This is a genomic window from Leisingera sp. F5 (assembly GCF_001593695.1).
Genome location: NZ_LUKH01000011.1, coordinates 1 through 22,400 on the forward strand (window position 1 = coordinate 1; position 22,400 = coordinate 22,400).

Annotated in this window: 19 protein-coding genes, 1 tRNA gene and 1 pseudogene; 10 read left to right on the plus strand and 11 right to left on the minus strand. The window is 62.6% G+C overall.

Going from position 1 to position 22,400, the window contains the following annotated elements; all coding sequences use genetic code 11:
• Positions 1–102, minus strand: a pseudogene (locus tag A2I95_RS09115) (IS5/IS1182 family transposase); the annotation flags it as partial.
• Between the two features lie 337 nt (positions 103–439).
• A tRNA-Thr gene (locus tag A2I95_RS09120) sits at positions 440–515 on the minus strand.
• Positions 516–874: 359 nt separating this feature from the next.
• Here A2I95_RS09120 and A2I95_RS09125 point away from each other — a divergent pair.
• Positions 875–1,750: a hypothetical protein gene (locus tag A2I95_RS09125; RefSeq protein ID WP_291729462.1), complete on the plus strand. Its 876-nt coding sequence runs from the start codon at positions 875–877 to the stop codon at positions 1,748–1,750.
• A gap of 78 nt (positions 1,751–1,828) precedes the next feature.
• Here A2I95_RS09125 and A2I95_RS09130 read toward each other — a convergent pair whose 3' ends face one another.
• Positions 1,829–2,344: a hypothetical protein gene (locus A2I95_RS09130; protein WP_291729463.1), complete on the minus strand. Its 516-nt coding sequence runs from the start codon at positions 2,342–2,344 to the stop codon at positions 1,829–1,831.
• A gap of 141 nt (positions 2,345–2,485) precedes the next feature.
• Here A2I95_RS09130 and A2I95_RS09135 point away from each other — a divergent pair, with 141 nt between their 5' ends.
• Both A2I95_RS09135 and A2I95_RS09140 read left to right on the plus strand, forming a co-directional pair.
• The gene (locus tag A2I95_RS09135; protein WP_291729464.1) at positions 2,486–3,475 is read left to right on the plus strand and encodes a hypothetical protein; all 990 of its coding nucleotides are present in this window, start codon (positions 2,486–2,488) and stop codon (positions 3,473–3,475) included.
• A gap of 261 nt (positions 3,476–3,736) precedes the next feature.
• Positions 3,737–5,029, plus strand: coding sequence for an O-acetylhomoserine aminocarboxypropyltransferase/cysteine synthase family protein (locus A2I95_RS09140; RefSeq protein WP_291729465.1), 1,293 nt, complete (start codon positions 3,737–3,739; stop codon positions 5,027–5,029).
• Between the two features lie 63 nt (positions 5,030–5,092).
• Here A2I95_RS09140 and A2I95_RS09145 read toward each other — a convergent pair whose 3' ends face one another.
• Positions 5,093–5,812 (minus strand): SIMPL domain-containing protein, encoded by a 720-nt coding sequence (locus tag A2I95_RS09145; RefSeq protein WP_291729466.1) that lies wholly within the window; start codon positions 5,810–5,812, stop codon positions 5,093–5,095.
• Positions 5,813–5,961: 149 nt separating this feature from the next.
• Here A2I95_RS09145 and A2I95_RS09150 point away from each other — a divergent pair, with 149 nt between their 5' ends.
• On the plus strand, positions 5,962–8,601 hold the full coding sequence (locus A2I95_RS09150) for a hypothetical protein (protein WP_291729467.1): 2,640 nt from the start codon (positions 5,962–5,964) through the stop codon (positions 8,599–8,601).
• A 140-nt stretch (positions 8,602–8,741) separates the two neighbouring features.
• Here A2I95_RS09150 and hppD read toward each other — a convergent pair whose 3' ends face one another.
• On the minus strand, positions 8,742–9,842 hold the full coding sequence (gene hppD / locus A2I95_RS09155) for a 4-hydroxyphenylpyruvate dioxygenase (RefSeq protein ID WP_291729468.1): 1,101 nt from the start codon (positions 9,840–9,842) through the stop codon (positions 8,742–8,744).
• Positions 9,843–9,995: 153 nt separating this feature from the next.
• Here hppD and A2I95_RS09160 point away from each other — a divergent pair, with 153 nt between their 5' ends.
• The 3 genes from A2I95_RS09160 (at position 9,996) to A2I95_RS09170 (ending at position 13,765) form a co-directional block, all read left to right on the plus strand.
• Entirely contained in the window at positions 9,996–10,451 is a 456-nt protein-coding gene (locus A2I95_RS09160) for an Lrp/AsnC family transcriptional regulator (protein WP_027259655.1), read from the plus strand.
• Between the two features lie 66 nt (positions 10,452–10,517).
• On the plus strand, positions 10,518–11,738 hold the full coding sequence (locus A2I95_RS09165; protein ID WP_291729469.1) for a PAS domain-containing protein: 1,221 nt from the start codon (positions 10,518–10,520) through the stop codon (positions 11,736–11,738).
• 134 nt (positions 11,739–11,872) lie between these two features.
• Positions 11,873–13,765, plus strand: coding sequence for a cation:proton antiporter (locus A2I95_RS09170; RefSeq protein ID WP_291729470.1), 1,893 nt, complete (start codon positions 11,873–11,875; stop codon positions 13,763–13,765).
• Positions 13,766–13,825: 60 nt separating this feature from the next.
• Here A2I95_RS09170 and cobT read toward each other — a convergent pair whose 3' ends face one another.
• Positions 13,826–14,842 carry a nicotinate-nucleotide--dimethylbenzimidazole phosphoribosyltransferase gene (gene cobT, locus A2I95_RS09175; RefSeq protein WP_291729471.1) on the minus strand — a complete coding sequence of 339 codons (1,017 nt, stop codon included), beginning with the start codon at positions 14,840–14,842 and terminating at the stop codon, positions 13,826–13,828.
• 101 nt (positions 14,843–14,943) lie between these two features.
• Between cobT and cobS the strand changes: the two genes are divergently transcribed.
• A complete protein-coding gene (cobS, locus tag A2I95_RS09180; protein ID WP_291729472.1) occupies positions 14,944–15,702 on the plus strand; it encodes an adenosylcobinamide-GDP ribazoletransferase in 759 nt (252 codons plus the stop codon).
• Positions 15,703–15,773: 71 nt separating this feature from the next.
• Here the strand turns inward: cobS and A2I95_RS09185 are convergent, their stop codons facing one another.
• The 5 genes from A2I95_RS09185 to A2I95_RS09205 all read right to left on the minus strand — a co-directional run bounded on the left by A2I95_RS09185 (position 15,774) and on the right by A2I95_RS09205 (position 20,909).
• Positions 15,774–16,286 carry a CarD family transcriptional regulator gene (locus A2I95_RS09185; RefSeq protein ID WP_024090807.1) on the minus strand — a complete coding sequence of 171 codons (513 nt, stop codon included), beginning with the start codon at positions 16,284–16,286 and terminating at the stop codon, positions 15,774–15,776.
• A gap of 301 nt (positions 16,287–16,587) precedes the next feature.
• Complete coding sequence (fdxA, locus tag A2I95_RS09190) at positions 16,588–16,926, minus strand: ferredoxin FdxA (RefSeq protein WP_024090808.1); 339 nt, start codon at positions 16,924–16,926, stop codon at positions 16,588–16,590.
• Positions 16,927–16,988: 62 nt separating this feature from the next.
• Positions 16,989–17,363: an RNA-binding S4 domain-containing protein gene (locus A2I95_RS09195; RefSeq protein WP_291729473.1), complete on the minus strand. Its 375-nt coding sequence runs from the start codon at positions 17,361–17,363 to the stop codon at positions 16,989–16,991.
• Positions 17,364–17,370: 7 nt separating this feature from the next.
• A complete protein-coding gene (locus A2I95_RS09200) occupies positions 17,371–20,316 on the minus strand; it encodes a helicase-related protein (RefSeq protein ID WP_291729474.1) in 2,946 nt (981 codons plus the stop codon).
• Between the two features lie 26 nt (positions 20,317–20,342).
• Positions 20,343–20,909, minus strand: coding sequence for a tetratricopeptide repeat protein (locus A2I95_RS09205; protein ID WP_291729475.1), 567 nt, complete (start codon positions 20,907–20,909; stop codon positions 20,343–20,345).
• 101 nt (positions 20,910–21,010) lie between these two features.
• Here A2I95_RS09205 and A2I95_RS09210 point away from each other — a divergent pair, with 101 nt between their 5' ends.
• On the plus strand, positions 21,011–21,301 hold the full coding sequence (locus tag A2I95_RS09210) for an SCP2 sterol-binding domain-containing protein (RefSeq protein WP_291729476.1): 291 nt from the start codon (positions 21,011–21,013) through the stop codon (positions 21,299–21,301).
• The gene (locus A2I95_RS09215; RefSeq protein ID WP_291729477.1) at positions 21,301–22,263 is read left to right on the plus strand and encodes an alpha/beta fold hydrolase; all 963 of its coding nucleotides are present in this window, start codon (positions 21,301–21,303) and stop codon (positions 22,261–22,263) included. The genes A2I95_RS09210 and A2I95_RS09215 overlap by 1 nt, the downstream gene beginning before the upstream one ends.
• Positions 22,264–22,400: the final 137 nt, after the last annotated feature.

Consider the following 22,400-nt stretch of genomic DNA (forward strand, 5'->3'; position numbering starts at 1 on the left):
GGTGGGTTTGCGTCCGTTCGGGGCGCGGGCTGTCAGGATGAACCGTTCAAAAAACGCCCATTCCTCGTCCGACATCAAGTCTCGTGCCAAGCTGGTCTCCATCGCAGATACCAGATTGAATCATGCCTGCAGCCCCATGTGAATCCCTTTTGTCAACACGACCTAGGCTCTCGAATGACAAGCGGCAGCCCGCTTTGGCGGTTGACGAAAGCTATATATGCTAGAAACTTCTGAGCCACGCCACCAAAAATGGAGATATTCCAAGGTTCATCTTCAAGCGAGCTCACCAACGAATATCAGCATCGCTTGTACCATGGTCCGAATGGCGCCTCCTAAAACTAAACACAACAACGCACATGTCACTTGCGGGCAAATAGCGTAACACAACAACGAGGATTCCACCTAAGTCACTGCAAATAAAATGATTTTTTTGATGAAATGGTGCCCCCACACGGACTCGAACCGCGGACCTACTGATTACAAATCAGTTGCTCTACCAGCTGAGCTATAGGGGCACTCACAATCACAGGCTTCCGGATCCGGGGTCGGCGCGCGGCCAGGGAACCTGAGTGTCCGGTGGAAAATGTCTTTCCCGCCGGGCCTGCCGGGCGACTGGTACTAAAGTACAGAATGACCGTCAAGCCGGTTTGAAAAATCAAATTGCGAAACTGCGGAAACCCCTCGCCGGGATGCGCAGAACCATCCTCAGCAGGCCTCCTCGGGAAAGGTTGGAAACAGGGATTTTCCGCTTCGCCAGATGCGACAGCCCCCTCAACGCCCTCCCGGCGCAAAGCCAGCGCAAACCGCAGGTTTGACCTCCTGGCCGCTCCGCATTACTTCTGAAGGCAAGAAACCCGGAAAAACAGGTCGGATAATGCAGGTCATCATTCACTGCGGGGCACATGCCACTGAAGAAGATCTGCTGCTGAAGGCGCTGCTGAAAAATGCCGGCGCTTTGTCGGAACAGGGCACCGCAGTGCCAGGACCCGGCCGCTACCGGTCCTTGCTGAAAGACTGCCTGGCGGCGATGAAGAACGGCAGCGCCGCCAAGGACGCGCCGGAGGTTCTGTGGGACGCAATTCTGGATGACCGTCAGGCGGATCGGGTGATTCTCTCCAATCCGCATTTTTTCGGCTCGCCGCGGCATGCGCTGCAGGGCGGACGCCTGTATCCGGAGGCGGGTGAACGGCTGCAGGCGCTGCAGGCGCTGTTTCCCTATGATCAGCCGGAAATCTTCATGGCGCTGCGCAATCCGGCCACGTTCCTGCCTGCGATGCTTGCAAAATCCAGCCGGGCCATTGTGCGGAACGTTCTGAAGGACTGCGACCCGGTGCAGCTGCGCTGGTCCGGGCTGCTGGCGCAGATGCGGGATATGGTGCCAGGCATGCCGGTCACCGTCTGGTGCTACGAAGACTTGCCGCTGATCTGGAGCCAGGTGCTGCGGGATCTGGGCGGAATGGAGGTCAACGCCCGCCTCACAGGCGGGATGGACCTGCTGGCCACCTTAATGCAGCCTGCGGGCATGGAGCGGTTGCGCGCCTATCTTGCAGAAAACCCGGATCTTACGGAAATCCAGAGACGCCGTGTCTATGCCGCCTTTCTGGACAAGTTCGCGCTGGAGGACGCGCTGGAGGAGGAGCTGGACCTTCCCGGCTGGACCAGCGCGCTGGTGGAGGAGATGAGCGAGCGCTACGAGGAAGACCTCTATGCTGTCCAGCGGATGCCCGGCGTCACCCTGATTGCGCCTTGATTGCAGGCCGGTCCCGCGCCGCGGCTGAGCAGCACCCGCGACGCGGGGCCGGCTTGCAAAGCGACGCGAAAACCCCGCTTATCGCAGCGGCTGGCCGTTGCGTCCGAAGGTCAGATGTTCAGTGCTCAGGTCATCATAGGTAACCTCAACCGCGATTTGCTGGATAGAGCCAAGCGGATAGTTGCGGTAAGGCATCCCGTCTTCGTCCTTGATCATGTTCGGAAAGCCTTCCTCCAGGTGGCAGTCCGGCAGCGGCCAGATTTCCGGCGGGTTGCCGTTCACCCCCAGCTTGACCTGCGCCAGCCCGCAGCGCCAGGACCACAGGTGGGTGACATAAAGCAGATCCTGGCCGTCGAATTCGCGCACATGGATCCAGTTGGCCTGGGTCGCTGCCAGGATCGGCTTCACTTCGAGCGCGGTGGTAAAGCGGCCGGTGGCCTGTTGCGGCTCGGCGGCCAATCCCGGTTGCGCGGATGCAGGTTGCGCCACCGCAGTTTGTGCCGGAACGGCGGCGGCTGCGCTGTCCTGCGCACCGGCTTGCACACCAGGCTGCGCTGATGCCGCAAGAATGGCCAGGATCACGTCAATCATCATTGTCTCTCCCCGGTCTGCGCCCTGAACGGCACACAACCGCTTGTAATCGCCCGCAGGCCGGTTGCACGGCGCCTTGCAGGCTTGTAGCTAAACTATCAGGCAGTCCTATCCGCCCGGAAGAGACGGAAAACGGGGAAAACCATGGCAAATGCCCCCTTCAATGTGATGATCGCCGGCCAAGCCGGCCGGCTGCAGTATGAGGCGCTGCTGTTCGCGGCCTCGCTGCGCCATTGTTCGCCCGGGTTTTCCGGACGGTTGTTTGTGGCGGTGCCGCAACCAGGGCCGCTGTGGGAGAAGGACCCCGCCATCAGCAACCAGGACGTTCTGCAAGCGCTGGCGGATTTGGGCGCCGAGATCCTGCCGTTCGAGAACAAGGTGTTTGGCGCGGCCTACCCTTACGGCAACAAGATCGAAGCATTGCAGGCGATGCCAAAGGGCGAGCCGTTTGTGTTCTTTGACACCGACACGCTGATCACCGGCGAACTGGCGGATGTGCCGTTTGATTTCAGCCGCCCTTCGGCGTCGCTGCGGGTCGAGGGCACCTGGCCCAAGCCGACGCTGTACGGGCCCGGCTACAGCGGCATCTGGCAATCGCTCTACAGCCGCTTCGGCCTCGACTTTTTGTCCAGTCTCGACCTTAGCCAGCCCGATGAATACTGGAAACGCTACCTCTATTTCAACGCTGGCTTCTTTTACGGCGCCTGCCCGCGCGCCTTTGGCAAACGATTCCTGGTCTATGCGCAATCTGTCCGCAACGACCCGCCGCTTGAGCTGACCGGCCAGACGCTGGAGCCCTGGCTGGACCAGATCGTGCTGCCGCTGGTGATCCACTCCTTTGGCGGCGGCCGTGATGCGCTGCCCGGCGGTTATCTGGACGGGCAGACCAGCTGCCATTACCGGCTGTTTCCGCTGCTTTATGCGCGCGAAGGCGACCGGGTGGTGGAGCTGTTGCATCAGATTGCAGCGCCGAACCGGATCAAGAAGGTGCTGAAGGGGTACGAGCCGATCAAGCGGATGGTTTATCAGGGGCGCGGGGAAAAGGTACGGGCGCTGTTTGACCGAGCAAACCTGCCGCGCCGCGAACAGGCGATCCGCAACCGGATAAAATCCGAAGGCTTCTGGATGCGCTGACCCCTGCCTTTAGGTTCTGGAAACGCTGGGCTCCCGCCCGCTCACGGGCCTCCTGCGGAGGCTTTTCGCAGTTGGGTCCGGCGCCGCGCTGCGCGCGGCGCACGCCATGCGCAGCATGGCGCCATGCCCAACGGGAGCAGGCACCGCAAGGTGGCTGGCGACGGACGGGAGCCTTTTGCTGCGGCATTCCCGCAATTGCCTTCCCAGCGCAGCCATGCTGATGTGTGCCCGGAATAACAGAGCTTTCAGGGAGACCCATTCATGACCGACGCTCCGACATACGGTTTTGACACCTTGCAGATCCATGCCGGCGCCAAGCCGGACCCGGCCACCGGCGCGCGGCAGACGCCGATCTACCAGAGCACCGCCTATGTGTTCCGCGATGCCGAACACGCCGCCGCGCTGTTCAATCTGCAGGAAGTCGGTTTCATCTATTCGCGCCTGACCAACCCCACTGTCGCGGTGCTGCAGGAACGTCTGGCAACGCTAGAAGGCGGCGTCGGTGCGGTCTGCTGTTCGTCGGGCCACGCGGCGCAGATCATGGCGCTGTTCCCGCTGATGGCACCGGGCTGCAACGTGGTCGCCTCCACCCGGCTTTATGGCGGCACCATCACCCAGTTCAGCCAGACCATCAAGCGTTTCGGCTGGTCCGCCAAATTTGTCGACACCGACGATCTGGACGCCGTGAACGCGGCGATCGACGAAAACACCCGTGCGGTATTCTGCGAATCCATCGCCAACCCCGGCGGCTATGTGACCGACATCCGCGCCCTGGCGGATATCACCGATGGCGCAGGAATCCCGCTGATTGTCGACAACACCTCTGCCACGCCTTACCTGTGCAAGCCGATTGACCAGGGTGCGACGCTGGTTGTGCATTCCACCACCAAATACCTCACTGGCAACGGCACCGTGACCGGCGGCTGTGTGGTCGACAGCGGCAATTTCGACTGGTCCGCCAACGATAAATTCCCGTCGCTGTCAGCACCGGAAGACGCGTATCACGGCCTCAAATTCCACGAGACTTTCGGCCCGCTTGCCTTCACCTTCCACAGCATTGCCATCGGCCTGCGCGATCTGGGCATGACGATGAACCCGCAAGGGGCGCATTACACGCTGATGGGGGTTGAGACCCTTTCCCTGCGGATGCAGAAACACTGCGAGAACGCCGAGAAAATCGCCGCCTGGCTCGAGAACGACAGCCGCGTTGACTATGTGACCTATGCGGGCCTGCCGTCCTCGCCCTATTATGAGCGCGCCCAGGCTTGCTATCCCAAGGGCACTGGTGGTTTGTTCACCTTTGCCGTCAAAGGCGGTTACGAGGCCTGCATCAAACTGGTGGATTCGCTGGAGATCTTCAGCCATGTGGCCAACCTCGGCGACACCCGTTCGCTGATCATCCACTCGGCCTCCACCACCCACCGGCAGCTGTCGCCGGAGCAGCAGGAAGCGGCGGGCGCTGGTCCGAATGTCGTGCGTGTTTCCATCGGGATCGAGGATGCAGACGACCTGATCCGCGATCTGGATCAGGCACTGGCCAAAGCCTCCGGCTGAGACGTCAGCAGCCAGCAAACAGAAAGGCCGGGCACCCTGCCCGGCCTTTCCTGTGTCCGCGGCTTACTCGCCGCCGGGCACGGCCATGTCGAAGACAACCGAGACGTTATGGCTGAAAGTCAGCTCCCCGGCCTCAATCGGCATCGCGTCGCTGCGGGCCATTTCCATTGCCATCATCGGACGCCCGCCACCGCCGCCGTGTTCATTGATCGAGCGCACCGGCCCCAGTTCCATGCCGGCAGCTTCGGCCAGTTGCTGCGCCTTCCGGATGGCATCCTTGACGGCCTCCCCGCGGATTTGATCGGTGACCGCCGCGGGGTCCTCCACACCAAAGCTCAGCCCCTGAAACTGATTGGCACCTGCCGTCAGCACCGCGTCCAGCACCGGACCCAGCCGGTCCAGATCACGCACCCGCACCATCAGCGTGTTCGACGCCTGAAAGCCGGTGATCTCACGCCGTCCGCCGCTGTCATAAGACCGGTCCTGCGACCAAACCGGGTGCATGGATATCTGACGGGTCTGCATGTCCTCGGCGGCAATGCCGCCATCCTTGAGGCGTCCGATCACTGCGCCCATCGCCTCGGATACGGCCGCCATTGCCATCGCCGCTTCTTCGGCTTCTTCGGTGACCCCAAGCGTGATTGTCGCCAGTTCCGGCGCCACCTGCAGTGTGCTTTCGCCGTTCACGGTGATTTGGCGCAGCGCAGCGGCCTCGCTTGCCGCCAGGGCGCCGGCGCTCATCGACAGCATCAGCGCGGCTGCCAGAATTTTCTTTGCCTTCATACTGAAAAGCTCCTTTTGCAATGCCTTCTAGATGGGGATGGCAAACTGCCGCCTGCAAGTCCTGGCAGACGTCTTTTCCTTTAACTCGGCAGGTTCCTGCTTTAAGGTCCGCGGCAAAACACCGGGCGCGTCAGGCGGCCCCGGGCAGTATGGATTTTGATGGTTTGACCCAAGGCATGAAACCGGCGTTTGCGCTTTCGCTTTCCTCAGATGGCATCGAACTGATCTACCGCGCGGACGATGGCTGGCGCAGTGTGGCCAGCACCCCGTTTGACACCGATGATCTGCCTGCCGCATTGGCCGCAATGCACGCCGATGCGCTGCAGCTGGCGCCCGGCGGCATCTTCTGCAAGCTGATCCTGCCCAATGACCAGATCCGCTATTTGACCGCCGAGACCGGTGATCTGCCCGTTGAGGCGCGGATTGAAGCGGCCCGGCAGGCGCTGGAAGGCGCCACGCCTTATCCTGTGGATGAGCTGGCCTTTGACATCTCCATCGACGGCAGCCGGACCCATGTTGCGGCGGTGGCGCTGGAAACCCTGGACGAAGCCGAGACCTTTGCGGTCGAGCACGGGTTCGGCCCGGTCAGCTTTGTCGCGGCGCCGGAAGACAGCGGTTTTCAGGGTGAACCGTTCTTTGGCACCACACGGGCAATCCGCGGCACCGAGGTTGAGCCGGACGATACGGTTGTCAAGGTGATCGGACCTGCAGATCTGCCGGCCCTCTTGACCGAAGACAGCGCAATACCGGCAGCGATTGCCGCTATCACGGACCCCTTGGCAGAGCCAGCAGAACCGGCGGCTCTTGTTGAAGCGGAAAAGATGGCTGCAGCCGCCAAACAACCACCTGAACGGGACGGCGCGCCGCTGGCGGCCCCCAAGGACACTCCGGTGCCCCCGCCTGCCAAGGCAGCCGGGGCCGAGGAACCTGCAAGCCTGCCACCGCTTGTTTCGCCGCCTTCTGACGCTTCTGTCGCGCCGTTATCAGATGTTTCAGGCCTTCTCAGCCAAGAGGACAAGGCAGCCCCTGTTAAAAGTGCATCCGCGCCGTCCGCACAAGCCTCCGCTGCGCTGGCCGCCGGGCGCCAAGTGCCAAAAGCTCCGGCTGCCGTGAAGCCGGTCGGCGCAGCAATTCCGGTCCAGAAACCTGACACCGCGGACACTCCGGCGGCCCATTTGCCAATACCGCCAGCTCCGTTGCCAACTGGTGCGGCTTCTCCTCTGCCAATTCCGCCGGCACCGGCAGCATTGCGGGACAACGCCCCGGCAGCCGCCGCGCCCGCGGCGTCACAGTCCCCGCCCCCCGAAAAGGCCGCCAAGGGCAAGCCGCGCTACCTTGGGGTGATCCTGACAGCCGTTCTGCTGCTGTTCATGGCAACAGTTGCGGTCTGGGCTGTGTTTGGCGAAGGCAGATTTTTTGCCGCAGCCCCGGATGAGGATCCCGGCCTGGCACCCGCCCCTGCGGTCAGCTCCGAAGACGGGCAGCCGGATGAAGGCGCCCCCCAGCCGGCGGCGCCCGCCGCGGCAGGCAGCCCCGGTTCAGAAACCGCCCCGGCCGCCATCGCACCGCAGGTAAGCGTATTGGCAGACCAGCCCGATCCAGGGCTGCAGGAGGCCGGCGCAGCGCCAGCAGAGAGCGAAGCGCAGGAAAACACCGCACTGGCTGAGGCCGGCGGCACAGGCGCGCTCCCTTCGGTCGAGGATGAAGCCGCCGCCGATGGTGTGAAACTGCCCGAAGAGGGCACGGACACCGCCTTTTTGGACCCTTCCGCCCTGCAGCCCGGCGGTGCAGCGGAACCCAAACCGGCCCCGGCGCCTGCTGAGGCTCTGACTGCAGAGCCGCTGGATGACTTGGCGCAGGCCGCGCGCTATGCCGCAACCGGGGTCTGGCCGGTTGCCCCCAGCCTGGGAGGCATCCCCGCCGCGCCCCGCCTGGACGAGCTTTATACAGCATCCGTTGACCGCACTGAAATTGCCGCCGACGCGGTGGCGCTGCCACAGCCGGACACCTTTGCCGGGGATGATGAATCCGGCGCCGTTGCCTCCCCCGCCGCGGCAGGGTCTGCGTTTGATCTGGACGCGCGCGGGCTGGTCAAGGCCACCCCCGAAGGCACGATTAACCCCGATGGCATCACCGTCTACCTTGGCCGCCCGAAAAAGGTGCCGCCGCCCGCTCCGGATCGCAGCGACCCCGCCGCCGAAGCGCTGGCTGAGGAAGTGGCCCGCAATCAGGTGCTGTCGCGCAAACGCCCCAAGGCACGGCCTGCGGATCTGGAAGAACAGGTGGAACGGGCGCAACTTGGCGGTCTCAGCCGGACAGAACTGGCCAGCAGGCGCCCGCGCCAGCGCCCTGCCAGCCTGAAGCCCGCCGGGGAAGAGCAGCTGCCGGTCACCGCCCAAGCCATCGCTGCCTCGGTGGTTCCGCGCGCCCGGCCCGCCAATTTCGCCAATTTGGTTGACCGCGCCCGGCGCAATCCGCAGAACCAAGTGCAGACCGCCGCTGCCGTGCCTGCCGCTGCAGCCGCGGCGGCACCGCGCATCCCGACAGCCGCATCGGTTGCCCGCCGCGCCACCGTCAGCAACGCCATCAACCTGCGCAAGCTGAATCTGATCGGAGTTTACGGCACCGCCTCGGACCGCCGCGCATTGGTCCGTCTGCCCTCGGGCCGCTACAAGAAGGTGCAGGTCGGCGACCGTATCGACGGCGGCAGGGTAATTGCCATTGGTGAAAGCAAATTGCAGTACCAGAAAGGCGGCCGCAACCGTACCTTGGAAATGCCCAAGGGATAGGATCAGTCCCTTCCCTTCCCGCGCTCAATTCATAAAACTGCAGCTCCGGCGAATGGGCCTGTTGCAGGCCGTCTTGCCCCCGCACGCAAAAAGGCCGGACCTGCATGGCAGGCCCGGCCTTTTCCGTTTCTCAGGTCCTGTTACTCTGCGGCCTGGATCTCGCCGCTTTCGATCTGCTCGCGCTCGATCGATTCAAACAGCGCCTTGAAGTTGCCCTCGCCAAAGCCGTCATCGCCCTTGCGCTGGATGAATTCAAAGAAGATCGGCCCGATCACGGTTTTTGAGAAGATCTGCAGCAGAATCCGGGTCTCGCCGCCGTCCACAACCCCTTCTCCGTCGATCAGGATGCCGTGTTTCTTCATCCGGTCCAGCGGTTCATCATGTCCGTGAACCCGCTCTTTGGACATTTCATAGTAGGCGTCATTCGGGCCAGGCATGAACTTCAGGCCCTTTTCCGCAATTGCATCGGTGCTGGCGTAGATGTCATCCGAGCCGACCGCGATATGCTGGATGCCTTCGCCGTTGTATTTTTTCAGATAAGAAACGATCTGACCTGTTTCACCCCGGTCTTCGTTGATCGGGATCCGGATCCGGCCGCAGGGCGAAGTCAGCGCGCGGCTGAGAAGGCCAGTGAACTTGCCTTGGATGTCAAAGAAACGGATCTCCTTGAAGTTGAACAGCTCCTCGTAGAACTTGAACCACTTGTCCATATTGCCCTTGTAGACGTTGTGGGTCAGGTGATCGAGGTAGAAGAACCCATCGCCGCGCGGCTTGGACTGTTTCAGCCAGGTGAATTCCGCGTTGTAGGGCGAGGTGTCGTGATACTGATCGATGAAGTAAATCAGCGAGCCGCCAATCCCCTTGATTGCAGGCACATCCATCACTTTGCCCGGCCCCTCATAAGCCTCGGCGCCTTTGGACACCGCGTGTTCGAAGGCCTTTTTAGCATCCGCAACCCGCCAGCCCATCGCCGGGGCGCAGGGGCCGTGCTGTTCCACGAATTTCGCAGCAAAGCTTTCGGGGTCGGCGTTCAGGATATAGGTAACGTCGCCCTGCTGCCACAGTTCCACCAGCGGCTGGTCTTTGCGATGGCCGGTCAGCTCATACCCCATGCGGGTGAACAGCGCCCGCAGCTCGTCCGGGTCCGGGCTGGCAAATTCAACAAATTCAAAACCATCGGTGCCAGCCGGGTTTTCCGGGGTGATTTCGGATTTCGGGGCGTTATGCGGGAAAGGACCCATTGCGTGTCTCCTTCGGATCATGCGGAAAGCCAGGTGAATTCTTGCATCAAGAATACCGCATATCCGGCGCAGGTTTTCCGCGTTGTTTCGCATCAGAAACTTGAAATGCGCGCGCTATGTGCGTCATGGTGATCAAAAATGGAAAAAACACGCATGCTGGACCCAACCGACACCAAACTGCTTGCAGCCCTTCAGAAAAATGCGCATCTCACCGCGCAGGAACTGGGCGAGATGCTCAACCTTTCCCCCAGTCAGGCCGGCCGGCGGCGCCAGCGGCTGGAGGCAGAGGGCTACATCCAAGGCTATTCGGCCCGGCTCGACCCCGCCAGGCTGGGTCTGTCGGTGCAGGGGTTCGTGCAGGTGCATCTGGGCAGCCACGGCCCCGAACAATCCAAAGGGTTCGCCCGTCTGGTGGCCAGCCAGCCGGAGATCACCTCCGCCTGGACGATGACCGGAGAGGCCGATTACCTGCTGCGCGTCTATTGCGCCGACCTGGAAGCGCTGAATACCCTCATCCACGGCATCCTGCTGCCCCACCCCGCCGTTTCCAGAGTCCAGAGCCAGATCGTCATGGCACAATTAAAACGCGATGCACCGCTGCCGACTTAACCATCCGGGAAGGAATTGGCGGTAAAGATGCACTAACGATTTCTGTAACCGAAAGTGGAACGTGCCGTGTCTATTGTTGACCGCCGAATTGAAACGCGTCCGACCAGCGGCGAGGCGCCGTTTGGCCTCAATGAGGTGTTCTTTTCCAGAACCAACGACCGCGGCATAATCCAAGCCGGCAACTATGTGTTCCGCCGGGTCGGCGCCTACCCCTGGGAAGAACTGATCGGTGCCCCGCATAAGGTGATCCGCCACCAGGACATGCCCAAGGGGGTGTTTTCGCTGTTCTGGGACACCATCCAGCGCGGCGAATTCATGGGCGCCTACGTCAAGAACAAGTCCAAGGACGGGCTGTACTATTGGGTATTTGCCGTGGTGGTGCCCTGCCAGGACGGTTACCTTTCCGCCCGCATCAAGCCGAGCAGCGCATTGTTTACCGAGGTGCGCAATCTTTATGCGAAGATGCTCAAGCGGGAGACCGAAGAGGGCGTCACCCCTGAGGACAGCGCGCTGTATCTGCTCGATTGGCTGAACAGCCAGGGCTATGAGAACTACCACGAGTTTGCCGCCCACGCGCTGAGCCAGGAGCTGATCTCCCGCGATAAGGGCCTGAACCAGCCTCCCCACGCCCGGATCCAAGAGCTGACGGGCATGCTGCGCCACGCTGAAACCCTGGTGGAAGAGACCGAAGGGCTGATCACCGATTTCGACGCGATGCACACGATCCCGCATAACCTGCGGGTGCTGGCGTCGCGGATTGAACCTTCGGGCGGCCCGGTCACAGTGCTGTCGCAGAACTACGGCTCCATGTCACGCGAGATGTCGGATTGGTTCGGCGCTCATGTGATGGGCGAGAACAGCAATTTCGCCAAAATCAAGGCTTCGGTGAACAGCAGCCTGTTTGTCGAAGGCATGGCGCGCATCTTGATCGAATGCGACAACCAGCTGCAAAAGGAACGCCGCGATCTGGGCGAGGCCGACATGGAAACCGAACGCGGCATCCTGGCCGATCTGGTCAAGGACCAGGTCAAACGGTCGCAAAACGGTATGAAAGAAGTCGACGAAGAAGCCGCGCGCATCACCAGCGCCTGCCAAATCATGCACCGGCACTTCCTTGGTCTCAGTTCCACGCGGGTGCTGCTTAAGATCGAAAGCGCACGACTGACCGATTCCGGCGAAACACTGGCTGATATCATCGATCAGCTGGGCGGTTTCCAGGAACGGATTTCGCGGCGGCTTGACCGGATCGGAAAGCTGAGCGAAGAGATCCGCCTGCTCGAACAATAGCCGGCCCGAAAAGCAACAAGCCCGAACAAAAAACCGTCAATGACTGCTGCCGGCAGGCACCGTATTGCCGTAACAGGCCGCCGCGGCCGGCAAAGCCATTGCCAAGGCCCCGGCAGGCTTGCGATACCTAAGAGATGGAAGAGTTTTTTTACCAAGCAACCATTTATCTGGGCGCCGCAGTCATTGCGGTGCCTCTGGCTGCGCGCCTTGGGCTTGGCTCGGTTCTAGGATACCTGGCGGCGGGCATTGCCATCGGCCCGATCTTTGGCCTGACCGGCACCGAAACCGAGGATTTACGCCACTTCGCCGAGTTCGGCGTGGTGATGATGCTGTTTCTGATCGGGCTGGAGCTGGAACCGCGCGCGCTTTGGGCGATGCGGGATAAGCTGATCGGCTTGGGCGGCATGCAGGTTACGGCCTCGACGGTTGTTCTGATGGGTGCTGCCATGGCCGCGGGTGAACCCTGGCATGTCAGCCTGGCGGTCGGGCTTGCGCTGTCGCTGTCTTCCACCGCGATTGTCCTGCAGACACTGTCGGAAAAGGGGCTGATGCGCACCGGCGGCGGCCGTTCTGCCTTTTCTGTGCTGCTGACCCAGGATATCGCGGTGATCCCGATCCTCGCCTTCCTGCCGCTGCTGGGCAGCTATGCGATCCCCCAGTTTGCCTCCGATGGCTCCATCAGCCGTGACAGCGCAGGCGGCCATGGCGGCGGCCACGGGTCACTGTCGCTGGTGGACGGGCTGCCCGGCTGGGCGGTGGCGCTGGTCACCCTGGCCGCCATCGCCTTCATCATCCTGGCGGGCATTTACCTGACGCGGCCGCTGTTCCGGTTTATCCACGCCTCCAACCTGCGGGAGATGTACACCGCGCTGGCGCTGATGATTGTCGTCGGCATTTCCTTCCTGATGACGCTGGTCGGCCTGTCCCCCGCGCTTGGCGCCTTTCTGGCCGGGGTGGTGCTGGCCAACTCCGAATTCCGGCACGAGATGGAAAGCGACCTTAACCCCTTCAAGGGGCTATTGTTGGGGCTGTTTTTCATCACCGTCGGCGCGGGTATCAACTACCGCCAGTTTCTGGCCGATCCGGGCGATCTGATCGGTTTGGCCCTGCTGGTGATCTTTGCCAAGGGCGTGGTGCTGTTTGCCGTCGGCCGCGCCTTTGGCCTGCGCCGCCGCCGCTTGTGGCTGTTCACCCTCAGCCTGGCTCAGGCCGGGGAGTTCGGCTTTGTCCTGCTGGCTTTCTCCACCCAGCTCAACGTGATTCCAGCCGCGCTTTCAGAAAAGCTGTTGCTGGTGATTGCTTTGTCGATGCTGATCACCCCGCTGCTGTTCATCGCCTATGATCTGTTGTCCAAGCGGATGGGCGAACCCTTGCAGGAACACGTGCCGGATGAGATCGATGAGGAAGGTCCGGTTATCATCGCGGGCATTGGCCGTTTCGGCCAGATCGTCAACCGGCTGGTGCAGGCTAGCGGTTTTAAGACTGTGGTGCTGGACCATGATATGGAAGCGGTGCAGTTGATGCGCCGTTTCGGAGTTAAAAGCTTCCTTGGCGATCCCACCCGGCCGGAACTGCTGAAAGCTGCCGGCATCGCCAAGGCCAAGGTCTTTGTGGTGGCGCTGGACGACCCGGAAGGCGTGGTCAAGATGGTCACCTATGTGCGCCGGGCCTATCCGGATCTGCACATCATCGCCCGTGCCAAGGACCGCAACCATGTCTATGAGCTGTACAAGGCCGGCGCCGATGACATTGTGCGCGAGATGTTCGACAGCTCAGTGCGTGCAGGCCGCTATGTGCTGGAGAACGTCGGCCTCAGCGAATATGAGGCGGCACAGGCGGCGCAGACCTTTTATGCGCATGACCGTGCCAACCTCCGTGACCTTGCCCAGCACTGGATCCCCGGCGTGCCTGCCAGCCAGAACCCGGCCTATATAGACCGCGCGCGGGAGCTGGAGAAAGCCATCGAAAGCGCGATTTTCGAGATGGCCGAACGCAAGCGCAAGAAATCCGCAAAAGCCGCAGAATGACAAAAGCCCCGGCGCAAGCCGGCGCTTTGTTCCTGATCCTTCTTCCTGCCGGCCGCCGGTTCAGCCGTCAGAGACGCCCGCTTCAGCAAAGGTCGCCATGCCGCTGTGGCAGGCGACGGCGCCCTTCAGCACTTGGATCGCCAGCGCCGCACCGGAAGCCTCGCCCAGACGCAGGCCCAGCGACAACAGCGGCTGTTTGCCCAGCTTCGCCAGCAGCGCCGGATGCGCCCCTTCGGCGCTTTGATGGCCTGCCACGGCATGGTCCAGCGCGCCATCTGCAGTTTGCAGCAGGCAGGCCGCCGCAGCGCAGCAGATAAAGCCGTCCAGAATCACCGGGATATGCAGCACACGGGCCGCAGCAATGGCGCCCGCCATGGCAGCAATTTCGCGTCCGCCCAGGCAGGCCAGCGCATCCAGCCCGTCATTGATCCTGCCCCGATGAAGCGCAACGCCTTCGGCCACCACGCGGGTTTTAGTCGCCAGCCCGGCCTCATCCACACCGGTGCCGCGCCCGGTCCAATCCGCCGCCTCGCCGCCGAACAGCACACAGGCCAGGGCAGCGGCGGGGGTGGTATTGCCGATGCCCATTTCGCCGACCACCAGCAGATCAGCGCTTGGGTCCACTGCATCCCAGCCGGTTTTCAGCGCAGCCAGCAGGTCATTCTGGTTCATCGCCGGTCCTTGGGTGAAATCGCCCGTCGGTCGCTCCAGCTCCAGCGCATGCACATCCATGCGGGCGCCTGCCAGCCTGGCCAGCTGGTTGATGGCCGCGCCACCGTGTTCGAAGTTGATCACCATCTGCGCGGTGACTTCCGGCGGAAAGGCCGAGACACCCTGCGCCGTCACGCCATGGTTGCCAGCAAAGACGATCACCTGCGGTGCGGTGATTTCCGGCCTATCGCTGCCGCGCCATCCCCCGTACCAGATGGCCAGATCCTCCAGCCGGCCCAAAGCGCCCGGAGGTTTGGTCAGCTGGGTATTGCGCGCGGCCGCACCATCAAGCGCAGCCTGGTCCTGTGCGGGTGCGCTGGCCAGTGCGGCGCGAAAATCATCAAGGGAGGAAAGCTGTGGCAGCATGTGAAAGCCTCGTTGCATCTGGGCGGGGGACGCGGATAAAGCGGTTGGCAATCTGTTTAACCGCTGACGGCACTGCCGCAAGCCCCGCAATAGGCCCGTAAATGCGAAAAAACGACATCCAGGCAAAAGACATCCTGCTGGCGCTGGTGCTGCTGACCCGGCTGCCTCTGCCGCATCTGCCGTCCGAGACGTTCCAGCGGCAGGCCAAGGCGGCCTGGGCGTTTCCCTTGGCGGGGCTGGCGGTTGCCCTGCCCGCAGCACTGCTGGCGGCTCTGGCGCTGGCCGCGGGGCTGCCTGCCGAGGTAGCCGCGGGGCTGGCACTCGCCGTTCAGGTGCTGCTGACCGGAGCCATGCACGAGGACGGGCTGGCTGATACCGCCGATGGCCTTTGGGGCGGCTTTACCCGGCAACGTCGGCTGGAGATCATGAAGGACAGCCGCATTGGCGCCTACGGCGTGATTGCCCTGATCCTCGGGTTCGGCCTGCGCTGGAGCGCCTTAGCCGCGCTGATTGCCGCCGCAGGTGCCTGGCCCCTGCTGGCTTTGGCAATGCTGAGCCGGGCGGTAATGCCCGCGCTGATGGCGGCGCTGCCCAATGCACGGGCCGCCGGGCTGTCGCAAACCGTGGGCCGCCCCCGCACTCTGCCTTGCCTGCTGGCGGCCCTGCTCGCGGTTATCCTGTCCTTGCCTCTGATTGGAGCGGCATCCATTGGAGCTGCGCTGGCAATGGGCGCTGCCGCTCTGGGCCTGGGGGCGCTGGCCAAGGCCAAGATCGGCGGCCAGACCGGGGATATTCTGGGAGCATCTCAGCAAATTGCCGAGATTTCCGGCCTGCTCACGCTTCTCGCACTCTGCAGCTGAGCCGGACCAGCGCATGAAAAGGGCCGCACCCTAGGGGGCACGGCCTTTCAATTACTGTTTACAGCAGATGCTTACGCGGCAACGCGGGAGGTCAGAACCTCATCTACTTGCTTGGCGGCGGCGATTTCATCGTTGCCGGAGACAGCAGCCACTTCGCGGGTCAGACGCTCCAATGCAGCTTCATAAAGCTGGCGTTCGGAGTAGCTCTGCTCACGCTGGTCATCGGTGCGGTGCAGGTCGCGCACCACTTCGGCAATAGAAATCAGGTCGCCGGAGTTGATCTTCTGCTCATACTCCTGCGCGCGGCGCGACCACATGGCGCGCTTCACCTTCGCCTTGCCCTTCAGCGTTTTCATTGCCTGGGCAATAACGTCCGGCGAGCTCAGCGAGCGCATGCCCACTTCGGTTGCCTTGTTGGTCGGCACCCGCAGGGTCATCTTGTCTTTCTCAAAGGTGATCACGAAAAGCTCCAGCGCAAAGCCGGCCACTTCCTGCTCCTCGATCGAGATGATCTGGCCCACGCCATGCGCCGGGTAGACTACATACTCATTGGGGCGGAATTCGAGCTTCTTCGATTTGGTCATACAGGTTGTTCCTTACTCATTGCCGGGCGGCTCCGGCATTTTAGCGAACAAAATACCCAGCCCCGGTCAGTTCGTTTTGACCAGCCCCCAGGACATTTTATTCGCAGAAATACCGCCCAATCTGCGCACCACTGCTGGCGTGCGCCGGGGGCGGACTCCGATTGTTTATGTCTTTTGTGCTTTAAGCATACCACAAAAAAGGACCGCCCGAAAGGCGGCCTGCTGATCAGGGTCCGTTAAAACCCCACGCAATGCGGCGGTTTCCCGCAAGTTTGCGGCATCACCCCTATCAGGCAGAGAATCAGCCGCCTTCGCCGGGCGCCTCGGAGAAATACTTCTCCATCTTACCCTCTTCGCCGTCCCGCTCCTCATAGCCCGGCATCGGGTCTTTCTTGGAAACGATCACCGGCCACAGTTCAGAATACTTGCGGTTGAACTCAACCCATTTGTCCATGTCCGGTTCGGTATCCGGGCGGATCGCATCGGCCGGGCATTCCGGTTCGCAGACGCCGCAGTCGATGCATTCGTCGGGGTGGATCACCAGGGTGTTCTCGCCCTCGTAAAAGCAATCCACCGGGCATACCTCGACGCAGTCGGTGTATTTGCAGGCGATGCAGTTTTCCGTCACGACATAGGTCATAGTACCGAGTCCCGTTTTGCGTTTGCGCCTAGCTAATCCAGACCGGCGACGGCTTCAAGCCGTCAAAGGGTATCCTGCTTGCGAGTAAGATCAAGCGCTCTGCGGGCTTTTTTGTCCGGGCGGCCTTTTCCTTCGAACCTGGGATTGGCCGGAACTTTTTCCTGCTTTTCCGTCATATCGAAGTACAGCGCCTGCGCCTCAGGCGCCGGGCCGCGGCGTTCACCGATGGCCTCCACCCGCACCACGCGGATCACTTTGGCTTGAGCGAAGGTCAGAACATCACCCGGGGTGACGTTCTGAGCCGGTTTCAGCACTTTCTGACCATTGACGCGCACATGACCCGCACCGACCTGTTTGGCGGCCAGGCTGCGGGTTTTGAAAAACCGCGCATGCCATAGCCACTTGTCGATGCGGATCTTGGGCGCGCCCTCGGTCATGGCAGGATCAGTCGCCCTGTTTCAGCCCCATCAGCGCAGCGGCAAAGGGGTTGTCCGGGTCGATCTGCTTTTCCTTCTTCGCGGGACGCGCGGAATAAGTTTTGGCGCCCTGATCCTGACGCGGTCCGCCCTTGCGGCCCGGCTTGCCGCGCGGGCCGCCGTCACGATCGCCGCCTTTGGCACCGCGCGGTTTGCCCTTGCCGGCAGGTTTGCCGTCGCCTTGCGGACGCCGATTCTGCTGGCGCTGACCGCCTTGGCGTCCGCCCCGGTTGCCGCCCCAGGTGAAAGTGAAGAACACTTCCATTTCCGGTTCGGCAACGGCAGCTGCATCAGCAGCCACTTCGGGCTTGACTTCTGCAGTGTCTTCTGCAGGCGCAGCGTCTTGTGCAGGTGCAGCCTCGGCCTCAGCGGCGGGAGTTTCAGCAACGGCGTCCCCATCAGGGGAGACCGCATCCGCAGCTTCAGCAGATGCTTCAGCAGCCGGCTCTTCCGTTGCAGGCGCGGCTTCAGCAGCGGCCTCAGCAGGCTTGGCGTCAGCTTCAGCAGGCTTGGCTTCGGCTTCCGCCGCAACCGGCTTCACCTTCTGGCGCTCGCTTTTCTCGGCCTTATAGCCCAGTCCCTGCATCAGATCGGCGAACTGCTCCAGCGTCATGCCGGTGATCGACAGCATGTCCGCCTTGGCTTCAAAACCGCCGCGGCTGTCTTCACCGCGCAGCATGTCGGCCAGACGCTCCAGCATGTCGATGCGGATCATCCGCTCGCCCGCCGCGCGGTAGCCGGACATGGTGTCATAACCTTCGGGCGCGTCCTTGGCGGACGGCACCGTGACCAGCCCCGGAGGCGGAGATTCGGGGAAATCCTGCAGACCGTTTGCCAGCGACCACAGCACCAGCCGCAGACGGGTCGGCGCGGGCTTCAGCAAGAGCGGCATAAAGATGGTGAACTGGCCGAAACGGATGCCATGCTTGCGCAGCGCGCCGCGGGCGTCCTGATCCAGGTCCTTCACCTCTTGCGCGATGCTTGCACGCGGCAGCACGCCGAGGTTCTCGACCATGCGGAAGGCAAAGCCGCGGGCCAGGCCGGTCAGCTCTTCGTCCTTTTGCAAGGCCAGCAGCGGCTCAAACAGCGCGTTGATCTTGCGGGTGATGAAATGCAGCAGACGGCGCTCGACCTTCTGGGCCACATCCGGCCCGGCGGACTCGTCCACAAACACCTCGATCTGCGGGGTCAGCGCGTCGGCGCCGGCAACCAGCTTGCCCACCGCATGTTCGCCCCACATCAGGCCGCCCTGTTCGGTATAATCGATCTCGGTATCGGGCGCGTTATAGAACCGGTCCGCACGCAGATGGAATTGCGGCGCCAAAGCCTGCAGCGAGGCCGCCTTCAAGGCCTTGGCCTCGGCACCCTGCGCGCTTTTGTCCGGGCTGAACCGGAACCCCTCGAGACGGCCGACGAATTCGCCTTCAACCGTCACTTCACCCTTGTCATTCACTTCGGCCAAAAGGGCCTCCTTCTGCTTGAGCCGGCGCAGCAGCACAGACGTGCGCCGGTCCACAAATCTTTGCGTCAAGCGCTCGTGCAGAGCATCCGACAACCTGTCTTCTACAGCGCGCGTCTCCCCGCGCCAATGGCTTTCGTCACGCAGCCAGCCATTCCTTTGCGCGACATAAGTCCACGTGCGGATAAATGCCAATCTTTTCGACAATGTGTCGATGTTGCCGTCGGTGCGGTCAATTCGCTTGATCTGGCGCGCCAGCCAATCGTCCGGCACCACGCCGCCGCCGTGCAGATGCTCGAATATCACCCCCAAAAGCGAAGCATGCTCGGCGTGGCTGATACCGCGGAAATCGGGAATCCGGCAGACATCCCACAACAGCCGCACCGATTGCGCGTTGGTGGTGCGCGAGATGACAGCAGATTCGCGCGTCAGCATTTTCAGCGCGCCCAGATCATCCGCCTCGCGCGCCTTGATCAGATTTTCACCCGAAGGGCTGGCCTCAAGCGAATGGATCAGCGCCTCAACCGTGCCGAACTGCAGATCGGCTGACCGCCAGTTAAGCTTTTTCAGCGGCGTGAACTGGTGGTTCATGATGGCCGAGGCGGTGCCCTCATCCAACGGGCGGGCGTCGCCGGTGACGCCGAAAGTGCCATGGCTCATGCCGCGTCCGGCGCGGCCGGCGATCTGCGCCAGTTCATTCGGGGCCAGCTCGCGCATCCGGCGGCCGTCGAATTTGCGGGTCGAGGAAAACGCCACATGATCGATATCAAGGTTCAGCCCCATGCCGATGGCATCGGTGGCCACCAGATAGTCGACCTCGCCGTTCTGATAGAGCGCCACCTGGGCGTTGCGGGTGCGGGGGGACAGCGCCCCCATCACCACCGCTGCACCACCCTTTTGGCGGCGGATCAGCTCGGCAATTGCATAGACATTATCAACCGAAAACCCGACGATTGCGGTCCGCGGCGGCATCCGGCTTATCTTTTTCGAACCTGCATAGACCAGATCGGACATCCGCTCGCGGTGATAAAACTCCACCCCCGGCACTAGCGCCGAAATCGGCCCGCGCATGGTGTCGGCACCCAGGAACAGTGTCTCATGGGTGCCGCGCGCGCGCAGCAGACGGTTGGTGAAGACATGGCCGCGTTCCGGGTCGGCGCAAAGCTGGATTTCGTCGATCGCCAGGAAGTCGCAGCCCATGCCCTCGGGCATCGCCTCCACCGTGCAAATCCAGTATTGCGCGCGCGGCGGCACGATCCGCTCTTCGCCGGTGACCAGCGCCACCACCGATGGCCCGCGGGCCGCTACCACCTTGTCATAGACCTCGCGCGCCAAAAGGCGCAGCGGGAATCCCATCACCCCGGTGCGGTAGCCCAGCATCCGTTCGATGGCATAATGGGTTTTCCCGGTATTGGTCGGGCCCAGAACGGCCACGATCCGCGATGCGCTTGCCATTGCTTCAGCCCCCGCCCCGATGGGGCTTACAGTTCCCGGCCCTTGACCAAGGGCGCCAATCGTTCAAGGGCGCTGCTTACTTCCTCGTGGTGCGGATGTATAGCCTTGGCCCGCTGGTAGGCCTGATAGGCGCGCTCGGGGTTGCGGAATTGTTCGAACAGCGCGCCCAGCGCGTATATAGCATTGTAATCACTGGGGTTGAGCGCCAGCGCCCGCTCCAGATCCGCAACCGACGGCCCGTAGAGCCCCATCGCGAAATAGGCGCGTGCGCGCTCATACCAGCCGCGGGGGAAGTCCGGCGCATGATCGGTCAGCGCGGTCAGATGCTCAGCTGCCTGCTGCAAATCGCCACGCTCCAGCGCATCGGTGCCGCGCCGCAGCAGCAGATCCATCGCAGGCGAGCCGCTCTTGGCCCAAAGCGCCTGCAGCTCGCGGTCGATGGCCGCTGCCTCGGACTGCTCCGACGAGGCCAGGTTCTGCAGCAGCGCGTCGGCGGAAAGCTGCTGTGCCGCGCCGGCACCAGGCAGGGAAAACGTGACCGTGACTGCCGTTGCCGCCACGATAGCTTTGAGCTTTGGGAGATTTGCCAGCATGATGCCCCCAGTGTAATCCAGCGCGCGGCAATTTCCAGTATTGGATGCAAATGCTTCACAGGTTTGTGCTATGAAGCGCGCAAAACAGATTGAGGACTGAAATGAGCGATACTCTTACACAGGCGGCAGAGGCCCTGAACGGCAAACTGGACGCGGGCGAATTTGACGCCTCCGCGAAATTCGAAATCGAAGGGCTGGGCTCCATCGTGCTCGACGGCTCTGGTGCACGCGTCGGCGACGAAGACACCGATGTCACCATGAAAGCGGATGCCGACACGTTCCAGTCGATCCTGGAGGGCGATTTGAACCCGACCGCTGCCTTCATGTCCGGCAAGCTGACCATCGATGGTGACATGGGCACCGCGATGAAGCTGGCCTCGGCCCTGTCCTGATGGACGGCGCCCCGGTGGACCTGCAGCCCGCGCCCCTGTTTGCGGATATCGCGCGGGGGCCTGCGGGCGGATCGGCCCATTGGGTGCAAACCTCAGACGGCCTGCGCATCCGCGCGGGCCACTGGCGCCCCGAGGGCAAGGCAAAAGGCACTGTCCTGCTGTTTCCCGGCCGCACCGAGTACATCGAAAAATATGGTCTGGCCGCGGCGGAATTTGCGGATTGCAGCTTTGCCACCCTCACCGTCGACTGGCGCGGCCAGGGGCTGGCGGACCGGACGCTGGCAGACCGCCGCCTGGGCCATGTCGAAGACTTCAGCGATTTCCAGAAGGACGTGCAGGCGCTGATCCGCCTCGGCGAACAGCTGGAACTGCCGAAACCCTGGTTTCTGGTCGGCCATTCCATGGGCGGCGCCATCGGATTGCGTGCCCTGATGCAGGGGCTGGACGTCAAGGCCTGCTGCTTTACCGGCCCGATGTGGGGCATCCAGATCCCGCCGCTGCTGCGCCCTCTGGCCAACTTTCTAAGCGGTGTTGCGCCGTTCTTGCGTCTGGACAAATTGCTGCTGCCGACCACGGCGCTGGAACAATATGTGCAGATCACGCCGTTTGAGGGCAACACCCTGACCACCGATCCGGATATGTACCGGATGATGCATGCCCAGCTGGCCGCACAGCCTGATCTGGCGCTTGGCGGCCCCACCATCCAATGGCTGCGCGTCAGCCTGCAGGACTGCGCCTGGCTGGCACAGCAGCCGTCGCCCGCCCTGCCCTGCATCACCTTCCTTGGCTCGGACGAGCAGATCGTCAACACCGATGCCATCCACGACCGGATGGCGCGCTGGCCCGGCGGCGAGCTGGACCTGATCAAGGGCGCGCAGCACGAGGTGATGATGGAAACCCCGGAAATCCGCGCGCATGTGTTCTCCAGCATGTGCCGCCTGTTTCAGCAATACGGCGGCTGATCGCCAGGCGGTGCCCCGAGTGAGCGCGGCGCCTTTACCCGCTCCTTGCCAGCTTTTGTTAAACTCCCGGTGATCTGCAGATGATCGGCACCCGCCTGCTTGTGATCCCGGCAGCCGCCTCTTAGATGTTGGGTCAA